Annotated in this window: 9 protein-coding genes; 2 read left to right on the top strand and 7 right to left on the bottom strand. The window is 37.1% G+C overall.

The annotated features are described in order from the left end of the window. Nucleotides 1-313 precede the first annotated feature (313 nt). Nucleotides 314-499, bottom strand: coding sequence for a DUF6366 family protein (locus ACGTNI_RS16760; protein ID WP_085505794.1), 186 nt, complete (start codon nucleotides 497-499; stop codon nucleotides 314-316). Between the two features lie 323 nt (nucleotides 500-822). Next, nucleotides 823-1,641 carry an ATP-dependent DNA ligase gene (locus ACGTNI_RS16765; protein ID WP_394463829.1) on the bottom strand — a complete coding sequence of 273 codons (819 nt, stop codon included), beginning with the start codon at nucleotides 1,639-1,641 and terminating at the stop codon, nucleotides 823-825. A gap of 529 nt (nucleotides 1,642-2,170) precedes the next feature. Between ACGTNI_RS16765 and ACGTNI_RS16770 the strand changes: the two genes are divergently transcribed. Next, on the top strand, nucleotides 2,171-2,767 hold the full coding sequence (locus tag ACGTNI_RS16770) for a helix-turn-helix domain-containing protein (RefSeq protein WP_394463830.1): 597 nt from the start codon (nucleotides 2,171-2,173) through the stop codon (nucleotides 2,765-2,767). Here the strand turns inward: ACGTNI_RS16770 and ACGTNI_RS16775 are convergent. From ACGTNI_RS16775 to ACGTNI_RS16795, 5 genes are all read right to left on the bottom strand, one after another. After that, nucleotides 2,764-3,111, bottom strand: a complete 348-nt coding sequence (locus tag ACGTNI_RS16775; protein ID WP_394463831.1) for a hypothetical protein — start codon at nucleotides 3,109-3,111, stop codon at nucleotides 2,764-2,766. The genes ACGTNI_RS16770 and ACGTNI_RS16775 overlap by 4 nt on opposite strands. A 14-nt stretch (nucleotides 3,112-3,125) precedes the next feature. After that, nucleotides 3,126-3,632: a hypothetical protein gene (locus tag ACGTNI_RS16780; protein ID WP_394463832.1), complete on the bottom strand. Its 507-nt coding sequence runs from the start codon at nucleotides 3,630-3,632 to the stop codon at nucleotides 3,126-3,128. Between the two features lie 14 nt (nucleotides 3,633-3,646). Then, nucleotides 3,647-4,144 carry a hypothetical protein gene (locus ACGTNI_RS16785; RefSeq protein ID WP_394463833.1) on the bottom strand — a complete coding sequence of 166 codons (498 nt, stop codon included), beginning with the start codon at nucleotides 4,142-4,144 and terminating at the stop codon, nucleotides 3,647-3,649. Nucleotides 4,145-4,225: 81 nt separating this feature from the next. Beyond that, nucleotides 4,226-4,438: a hypothetical protein gene (locus ACGTNI_RS16790; protein WP_394463834.1), complete on the bottom strand. Its 213-nt coding sequence runs from the start codon at nucleotides 4,436-4,438 to the stop codon at nucleotides 4,226-4,228. Nucleotides 4,439-4,526: 88 nt separating this feature from the next. Further along, on the bottom strand, nucleotides 4,527-5,345 hold the full coding sequence (locus tag ACGTNI_RS16795) for an ArdC family protein (protein ID WP_394463835.1): 819 nt from the start codon (nucleotides 5,343-5,345) through the stop codon (nucleotides 4,527-4,529). 649 nt (nucleotides 5,346-5,994) lie between these two features. Here ACGTNI_RS16795 and ACGTNI_RS16800 point away from each other — a divergent pair. Beyond that, a complete protein-coding gene (locus ACGTNI_RS16800) occupies nucleotides 5,995-8,712 on the top strand; it encodes a class I SAM-dependent DNA methyltransferase (protein WP_394463836.1) in 2,718 nt (905 codons plus the stop codon). Nucleotides 8,713-9,948: the final 1,236 nt, after the last annotated feature.

The raw sequence follows: 9,948 nt of genomic DNA on the forward strand, positions 1-9,948 counted from the left end.
TGCAAGATAAAACTGCTGTTACGATACTAAATGTGATGTAAACATTATTCACGGGGGTCCAACCAGTCGAAGAGCTTACCAGTCTGCTAACAGCAACCAATTCTAAAGTTGCCATCAATACTCCTATAACACCCACTGTCAGGATTTGAAGTACTAACCATTTCACTTTCTAAACACCCCCTAACCATATACGTATAAGTACACAAAAGTTCTAATAACGTCCTCATTTCTAATCTCCCACCTCTTTTATTAAAGACCCCGTTGCAGGAAGACTTGAATCCGAGGTATATCTTATTGTTTTACCATATGACTCTTATCGAAAAAATAAGGAATAAATTATAAACCCAGCTACTATTTGGAAAATAAATATACCAGTTCCCTTCCAGCCTAAGCCACCAACTAAATCTGCAAGGTTACTTCCGTGACCACTACTTGAAGGATTGCTTAACTCTTTTTGTCTTAGTCTTTCTCTTCTTTCTCCAGGTGTTTCATTTCCCATCTAATTCCTCCTAAAATCATTTCTCTTATTACACACATACGATACTAATCCAAATTAGTTTCAAAACGCCTAATATCTCGAAACTGAGTCTTCCACAAACCTGCCCTTATATGGAAGACTCAGTTTCGAGATAAAATAAATATACGAACTCATTCATACGAAAGCTCGTTTTCTTATACCGCTTTGCTAATAAACATGGTGCTAAAGCCTACAAAGAATAATGCAATATACTAACTGGATAAATAAATACTTAACTTCTAACACAGCTTTAAAGCTGTGTTTTTTGTTTTAAAACAAAATAATGGCCTCCACTAAAGGAGGCCTTACGCAGTCAGTATTAATGAAGGGAGGAGCAATAAACCTTCCTTCGTCTTATTTCTATATTTCACCTTAATTGGTTGTGGTGTAGCTAAGTATCGATAATCCTTGGTTTCTTTTTTGATCGGATACTGATAAAACTTGTTTCTAACCGCTGGCGGAACACCTAACTCCATCACACCTGCGTATGTTCCATCCGGGTACTCTAGGATCCAACCAAATTTTGATTTGCGGTACCCTGTTACGATTGCATCTGTATATTGATAATTAATTACTTTCAGCCAGGAATGGCTTCGCTTCCCAGAATGATATCTGGAGTTTATATGTTTTAACACAATACCTTCTAAGGATTGTTCTTCTACTAAATCATAGTAAGCCTCTCCGTTTCCTTCGATGTAACGAACCTTAGAAACCAAAGAGCTATCCTCAACGAGAACTTGATCCAAAAGTATTTTTCTTTCCAGCAACGGTAAGTTAGTTATGTTTTTTCCTTTATATTGTAGGATATCAAACACCACAAAACTAACAGGTGTAGTGTTGCTGTTTGACATCAATCGCTGCATTAATGCTTCAAAGTCTGGCTTTTCCGCAGCATCAGTTGCAATTAATTCACCATCAAGAGTAGTCCCTGAAGGTATATTAATATCTTTTAACTCAGGAAATCTAGCAGTAATTTCATTATTGTGACGTGTATATAAACGAACCTTTCCATTAGATCCTTTATGAAAAATCAGACGTATCCCGTCCAGTTTAAGCTCTGTTAAATATCTATCATCTGTGAAAGGTTTTTCGGCCTTGTGTAATAACATTGGTGATACAAACATGATAATCCCCCTCATAAAGGATTATAGTTTGCTATATGACGCAAATAAATAGGAGGTTCATGGAAACCGTTCTTATAACCGACAACTTGCTCATTTTTTCACATGGAAAGATATAAACAAAAGAAGTCAAATTTTGAGTAAATCTCCTAAGCCTTACCTAAAGGTTATTGGTAAAATAACACCGAATATATAACTTAAGATTTAAACATGTGTGAAAAGCTTAAGAAAGGTAAATATCAATGCTAAAAAGCTTTGTAAACCTAAAAACACAAGATATTATCTAAGTTAAATAAGGTGATTGTAAAGCTTAAGGTAAACCAAAACTAAAGTGATTTTATAAGTGCGTATACTTTCTGCCAAAAGAAAATATTTTTAATCTCATTCTAAACTTTCGTATAATTAAACCATGCATTATACTTAAGAACCAAACATACATAAAAAGCTTTGTGAAATTGAAAATCAACGTTAAAAAGCTTTGTAAATTCAAAAACACAAGATATTATCTAAGTTAAGAAAGGTGGGTATAAAGTTGAAGGAAAATCAAAATCAAAGTGAAGAAAAGGTTAGTGAAAACTTAGATGATCTTTCACTAACAGTTAAAGAGGCAGCAAAACATATTGGAGAAAGTCCTCATGTAATCCGCAATTGGATGCGCGAGCTAAAAAATCATATCCCGACATCAAAAGGGGAGAATGGTTATCATCAATTTGGAAAAGAAGCAATTGAACAACTACTTATCATTCAGCAATTAACTCGAGAACATGGGTATTCATTAAGGCAGGTGGAACATTATCTTGCCACTGGAGGGGAATTTAAAAAACCGGAACCAGTAACCAATGCTTCAGAAGATATCATGAATAAATTAGATGCTATTACTCAAAAGCTAGAGGAACAACAAGAATTTAATAAGATACTGGTACAAAAGCTTAATGAACAACAACAAAGCAACGATAGATATAAAGAGTATATAGAGCAATCGTTAAACCAAAGAGATCAACGTTTATTAGAAACGCTAGAGGAATCAAGGGCTGCTAGACAAGAAGCTGCAGCTGCAAATGAAGAAAGAACCAATGAACAAGAAAAGAAAAAGGACAGTTGGTGGAGTCGTTTGTTTGGATCTGATTAATTGTCAGTTATTCTTTGAAACGGAAGATGTACTATCGTAAATATAGTAACCAGGACATAATAGGGTACTGCAAAAAAACCTAGTAAGAAAGAAGAAAAAAACTTCACAAATAATTTTACCATGGAGATAAATAAGCTCGTTCCCGGCCAACGGGTGGCATAAATAGCATCTGTAATTATAGCTGTTTCAGACTTAGGGGCAATTAACCGATTAATGAGGATCCAACCAGCTGGAATGGAACTAAATGCATAAATCATGTCCCAACTGTGAAATTCCAGTTGGACAAAATAAAAAGCTATAGCACAACAAAGCAAAGGGAAAAAGTTATATAAAATACGCCCCATACCATCATCACTCCTTATCTATCAACGTGTTTTTTCCTTTCGGTGCGTATTTTCATAGTACCATTTTTCCCTTTATGGATCTTATCAAGGTATTGCACAAGAAGCTGATCTGTAATTCTCCTCGGAATATAACCAAGGCGTTCACGGACTAAGTTTTCTAACACAAACATCTTTCGAGTAATATAAGTGTATTCCTCACCTGATATCTTTTCATATTCCATATAATTAGTATCTTTGGAAACATCCATTGCATCATGAAAAACAAGGTTTTGATGATACATTTTACTGCGCCCGGCTCTAGCTTCTTTTAACAAATAAATTAATTCAAAAGTCGATAGCATCATAAGTTCCGGGGTGGATTTATGAATGTATTCTTCTAAAGCAAACTCCTGCACCCTGACCTCTAATCTTTCATGATTTTCTTTAACATGTGAAGGCTGTAGACTCATTTCACAAAAACTACAGTAATAACCCTCGGCCTTCGGTTTAATAGGAGATCCGCAATAACCACAAGTCTTCATTTAATTCATCCTTTCTATTGTTTTGTTCGTGCTTGCTCTTTTTTTAAAAAAGCTTCACAAGTAGATCCTTTCCAATACTTTGAACCAGCTATTTCTAAATCAGGTTTTGGGATGATTCCTCTCTTTAAATAAACGTTGATTTTCGATCGATCATATTGAAGACCATTACTTTTTAGGTACTGAGCAAACTGCGTTTGATTTTTATACGCATCATTTTCCTTAATGACACTGAAGGTAGAGGTTTTCATTAAATACGTATCCTCCGAGAAAAACACATAGATGGCTTGTAACGCTAACTCTAGCCATTCATCATCCAAGTGCTTATAAAGAGATGCTATTTTAAAGTTTTCCTTCTCTGGATTCTCGAAAAATAACACCAGCTGCAAAAAAGTCTTTTCAACTTCATTGAGCTTTACACTAGAATCTTCCGTACGATTCACACTTTCACCAGACTGAAGTATCTTTTCAATAAACGGTAGTTGTTTCACGATAAGAGAAGTAGCTTTTTTCATCATTCACACCTCTGTTAACATTGTTAACTCCATTATAAAGGAAATCGTCAACAATGTTAACAAAGATATAGTGTTGCACAATTATTCAAAGTTTCTGCTTAACGATATTTTTCTGTATAAGGAAATTACCTTTTTGTTTTTCTTCTCCCATTCTTCATTTCTTAAAGCAGGGATAGAGAATTCCTTTTCCATTGAACTCATTAATTGCGCTAACTCTCTGTCTTTCTGTGAATTATTCAAATGGGAATGTACAATTATTTCATATTCTATTTGGTACTCAATTAACTTTGACATCTATATACAAGCTCCTTATTCGTAATTACAACCTGTCTTATTAGTATAAACCATCCCTGTATGTTTTTTCATACAGGGATTATGTTAATTAATACATCCCTAAAATATGATCGCTTGCTTTCTGCGCTTTTTGAGAAGCACTGACAATTAAGGTTTTATCGTCTTTTAACTTCTTTAACCACGATTGTATATAAGAGGCGCTATTATCAATGGTATTATTTTCAATTCCTGTCACCCCGCAAAGCATCGAAGCCCCTAACTCAGCAATTAGTTCCTCCTTACTGTAATTTTCGCTTCCAAATCTGATTTTCTCTGTAATTCCTGCTCGATCTAGCCGATCTTTATGGCCGGTACTGTGTATCATTTCATGAAATAGAGTGCTGTAGTATTCGTGGATATCTTCAAAATCCTCTTTGGGCGGAACATTGACGCGATCCTCAAAAGGAATGTAGTAAGCTCTCCCACCTTGAAAACTATAAGATGGTCCATTGAAATACTCTTTCTTTACCTTTTCAGCTTCTTCTATGGGGTCATGATCGAAAGTTTCATAGGTTCGTTTTCTTTCTAATCCTTCCACTTGGGACCCAACTTCAAAAACTCGATAATACCGTAGCAACGGAACGCTTTTTTCTTCTTCTGTTTTTTCATCTTCCACTTTTATCATCTTCCAGAACACGACAATGTGGGATCTTTCACCCTTTTTGACTTTTCCTCCTGCTTCCTTGATTTGCTTAAAGGTCGCATACTCCCCACCATCTAAAAGCATGGTATTAATCCCTCGATAAGGCTTTTGTGTCTTCCAATTTACCGCTATTCCATTGACCCAAGGCTTTCTCCATGGTACGCTCCCTTGCTCTAACTTCTCGATGATTTGGTTTGTAATCATTTCATAGATTTTTTTACTCATGGTTTTCTCCTCCTTATTTTTCCTTTGGAATTCCGAAGCGAAGGTTGTTCCCCAAAAGGGAATTATTTTTCCCTTTTGCTATGGAGAATCTCAAAACGACCATAAAAAGGAGTCCATAAAGCCATGGAATACCGTAGTGAAGCGAGGATATGCCGTGAAAGATTATGGACTTCTTTTTCATCTTCTTGGCTTACAGCAGGGAAGGTTCGGGTGTCCTGCCTGCTGTAAGGTTAGAAGATTTGGGATGTTTTACGATTCGGAGTGCAAAAGGAAAAATAACCAAAATAAAAAAGCAGACGTATGTCTGCTTTCCTGGAAATTGATGTTTTTAGAGTTTTGAACCTCGACTCGTTCGGTATGGCCGTAGGTAAACGGATCAGGAACTTAGAGAGTGTTGGCGAAGAAATGAGCCTTACAATTCCTAGTTATCGAGGCGTTTAATACCGAAGCGACACGTAGGGAATGACGAAAAGCGTTATTTGCTTTTCGATCAGTCCCTTGTGCAGTCGCTAAGGCTAACTTAGAATAGTAAATAGTGGTAATTTCAGGGGATGATGTTCATTAAAGTATAATGATTAAATTCGTGTTAGAAACCCAAGGAAGTTTTACTGCACTGCATTGAGGTTGAAGTTAGGGGGAGAACGATTGTATGTCATTGTTGAGTTGGAACGAAATCAGAGATAGAGCTGTCCGATTTTCTAAAGAATGGGAGGATGCATCAAACGAAAGTGCCGATGCTAAGTCCTTTTGGGATGCATTCTTTCATGTATTTGGAATTTCTCGTCGGCGAGTAGCAACGTTTGAACAAAGCGTTAAAAAAGCTGGTGGAGAGCAAGGCTTTGTTGATTTGCTATGGAAAGGTGTCTTGCTGGTTGAACATAAGTCCAGAGGGCGTGATTTAGAGAAAGCTTATAATCAAGCAAAAGATTATTTTCCAGGTCTTAAAGAGACAGAGCTACCTAAGTACATATTGGTCTCAGACTTTGAGAATTTTGTGCTTTACGATCTTGATGAAGGCGGAGAACGGCGCATTAAACTGAGCCAATTACCGCAAAATATTGAGTTATTTGGGTTTATTGCTGGCTATCAAAAGCAGGAGATTAAAGAACAGGATCCTGTGAACATCCAAGCTGCGGAACAGATGGGAGAATTGCACGATAAGTTAAAGGCCATTGGATATGCTGGCCATGAGTTAGAAGTGTTCCTTGTGCGGCTTTTATTTTGCTTATTCGCAGATGACACAGGCATTTTTGAAAAAAACATTTTCAAAGACTATATTGACATGGAAACGCGGGAGGATGGCCGTGATTTAGGGCTTCATTTAGCCGGAATATTCGAAACCCTGAACACGCCTGTAGAAAATCGTACAACGAATATTGATGAAACGCTTAATAAGTTCCCATACGTGAACGGGAAGCTATTTGAGGATCGTTTACCTCCTGCCACTTTCGATGCAGAGATGCGTGAGTTGTTGCTGGAAAGTTCTGCACTGAACTGGGGGAAAATTTCACCAGCTGTATTTGGTTCTCTATTCCAAAGCGTTATGGATACGGAGCAACGGCGAGAACTTGGTGCTCATTACACAAGCGAAGAGAACATTTTAAAAGTCATCAAGCCTCTATTCATGGACGAGTTATGGGCGGAGTTTGAGAAGATCAAAAACCTTAAAACGCAGCGTGATAAGAGGTTAGAGGCCTTTCACAATAAGATAGCGGAACTTAGATTTTTTGACCCTGCCTGTGGTTGTGGGAACTTTTTGATTATTGCTTACCGTGAATTGCGTCTTCTCGAAATGGAAGTCATCCGAGAACTTCTCAGAGGAGAATTGACACTTGATATTGATTTTTGGGTTCGAGTAGACGTTGATCAATTCTATGGTATTGAAATCGATGATTTTGCTTCTCAGATTGCTCAAGTTGCTTTGTGGCTGATGGACCACCAGATGAACATGCAGGTAAGTAATGAATTCGGTCAATACTTTGCCCGGTTACCTTTAACGAAGCGACCGAATATTGTTCATGGGAATGCACTTCAATTGGATTGGGAAGAAGTCGTTTCTAAGAAAGAGTTAAACTATATTTTTGGTAATCCTCCATTTATAGGATCAAGATTTATGACAAAGCTTCAAAAGCAAGACATGAAGAAAGTTGTGAAGGACATAAAAAAACCTGGAGCTTTAGACTTTGTGACTGCTTGGTATGTTAAAGCTGCGGATTATATAAGGTTTACTAATATTCAAGCAGGACTTGTTTCGACGAACTCTATAACACAAGGTGAACAAGCAATTGTATTATGGAAATATTTAATGCATCAAAAGGATGTAGAAATTCATTTTGCTCACCAAACATTCCAGTGGAACAATGAAGCTAAAGGTAAGGCGGCAGTTTATTGTGTAATTATTGGATTCAGTTGTATAAAGGGTTTACCTAAAAAGATTTTTGCTTACCCAGACATTAAAGGACTACCTACCGTAAGAATGGTTGATAAGATTAATCAATATTTGTTAGATGCACCTACTGTATTTATCGAGAGAAGGTCAAAACCTATTTCCTCTGCTGCTACGCCCATGGTATGGGGAAGTCAACCTATTGACGGGGGCAACTACTTATTTACAGAAAAAGAGATGGATGAATTCATCTCGAAAGAACCAAAATCAGAAAAGTACTTTCGTCCATGGGTTGGGTCGAATGAGTTGATAAATGGGATTAAAAGATTTTGTTTATATTTAGCTGACTGTCCTCCGGCTGAATTAAGAAAGATGCCTTATGTACTGGAGAGGGTCGAAGCAGTTAGAAAAATGCGAATAGAAAGCAAGAGGCCAGATACTAACAAATGGGCAGATTTTCCGACCAGATTTCCTTATGATCAAGTTACAAATGGAGATATTTTGGTTATTCCTCAAGTTACATCAGAAAATAGAAAAATTGTTCCAATCGGTTATTTTGAAGCACCGACGATATGTAGTAATTTAGCTTTTCAAGTAGAAAATGCTGATAATTATTTGTTTGGTATTTTGAATTCATCCATGCATATGGCTTGGATGCGTACAGTTGCTGGAAGACTTGAGAGTCGTTATCGGTATTCAAATACGTTAGTCTATAATAACTTTATTTTCCCTGATCCAACGGAAAAACAAAAAGACACCATTGAAAAGAAAGCGCAAAAAATCCTGGATATTCGAGCGGGCTATCCTGATAGTTCACTGGCAGACTTATACGATCCATTGGCCACACCGCCAGATTTATTGAAGGCGCATCATGATCTGGATAAAGCAGTGGAAAAAGCATATGGGAAGACACTCAAATCAGATGAGGACCGTGTTGCTTTCTTATTTGAAAAATATAAAGAAGCAACCATAGGAAAGTAATAAAAGTGACAGTTTTATTGCGTTCAGTAATTACGAGATCTCGAGAATATCCTTGCGTAAAGAGTAACAGAGCCAATTTACGTCAAATGAAAAGAATGCTTTTTGTTTTCTCGGTATAATGATACCAAATATTTCATTGGTGGGCTTCTGCACCAAACCTCATATTCTTTAAGCGGAAGCTATTCTTCATCGGTTGTTTTTACAGACTTGGCAAGTCGAGCGAACAGTCTTCCCTTCCTAAAGATTTGAGGAGGCTTTTAGAAAATATGGAGGGTAAAAAAGGTAGAAGGCACCTAAATATAGTAGGTGCACTTCTACCTTTTTGATTTAAAAGCATTTTTTTCAGTGACCCGCTTCTTTTGGCCGGGTTTTTTTATAAAAACCTACTAACACCCAACTGATTATCGGTTCAATACTTGCTACAATACTTTTGCAGGGTATATTTTATTGGAACGCCAATTCTACAAATTAAAGAATACATCCAGCTGAATAGCGGTGACATTCTTGCTATGATACTTATATAGAGTATTTTATTTACGGCAATTTTATCGTGAGTGGCAATAATAACGGTGCTAAAATTAATTTATAGAAGTTGAGAAAAAACGAGTGATGATCGGTATTAGTGATTATGAACATATTCAGAAGAAGGGGTGCAACTGCTATATTACTTTTAAAGGGGTTGTGATAAAAGTGCATTAAAGATTGGCGAGGGTCTCCCTCCAATGCATGGTACGATTTTATTTAATCAATTGTATCTTGATTTAGAATTATCCCCTCATAGAAAATGAGAAACGGAAGGTGGATTTTAGAAAAGGGGTGTACCCCTGCTATATTACTATTAAGAGGTATTTTTAGGAGGTGAGATGAATGGATAGACAAGCTAATACTATTTGGGCTTTAGTCGTCCTCGCATTAATCTTGCGTTTTCTGTAATGACCGGAAGCGGGGTAACAGCAGCGGCCAAACTTTTGTTACCCGGCTCCCTCTATAACGCTAGTTTATCACGTTTGTGACACTAACGCTATACGGTAGACAAGCCCCTGGATACAGGGACTTTCTGGTGTTGTTTTTAAAATTTTCCCATTAAAGAAATAAATTCTTATTATTCTCCCCGCTACATGGAATTTCTTGCTAAAATATATGTAGTCGGATCCCCTCCCGCCATTCTGACCAAAAGGAGGGGTGGCCGCATGGAACTTATCATCTTAGCCGGATCCTGGGCAAACCTTAACGGTA

This window comes from Thalassobacillus sp. B23F22_16, from assembly GCF_043496955.1.
GTDB classification, from domain to species: domain Bacteria; phylum Bacillota; class Bacilli; order Bacillales; family Halobacillaceae; genus Thalassobacillus; species Thalassobacillus devorans_A.

Bases quoted from the DNA above. Each gene is read 5' to 3' on its own strand.
- ACGTNI_RS16800 (WP_394463836.1), top strand. From the start codon at position 5,995: ATGTCATTGTTGAGTTGGAACGAAATCAGAGATAGAGCTGTCCGATTT.
- ACGTNI_RS16785 (WP_394463833.1), bottom strand. From the start codon at position 4,144: ATGAAAAAAGCTACTTCTCTTATCGTGAAACAACTACCGTTTATTGAA.
- ACGTNI_RS16765 (WP_394463829.1), bottom strand. From the start codon at position 1,641: ATGTTTGTATCACCAATGTTATTACACAAGGCCGAAAAACCTTTCACA.
- ACGTNI_RS16795 (WP_394463835.1), bottom strand. From the start codon at position 5,345: ATGAGTAAAAAAATCTATGAAATGATTACAAACCAAATCATCGAGAAG.
- ACGTNI_RS16790 (WP_394463834.1), bottom strand. From the start codon at position 4,438: ATGTCAAAGTTAATTGAGTACCAAATAGAATATGAAATAATTGTACAT.
- ACGTNI_RS16780 (WP_394463832.1), bottom strand. From the start codon at position 3,632: ATGAAGACTTGTGGTTATTGCGGATCTCCTATTAAACCGAAGGCCGAG.
- ACGTNI_RS16775 (WP_394463831.1), bottom strand. From the start codon at position 3,111: ATGGGGCGTATTTTATATAACTTTTTCCCTTTGCTTTGTTGTGCTATA.
- ACGTNI_RS16760 (WP_085505794.1), bottom strand. From the start codon at position 499: ATGGGAAATGAAACACCTGGAGAAAGAAGAGAAAGACTAAGACAAAAA.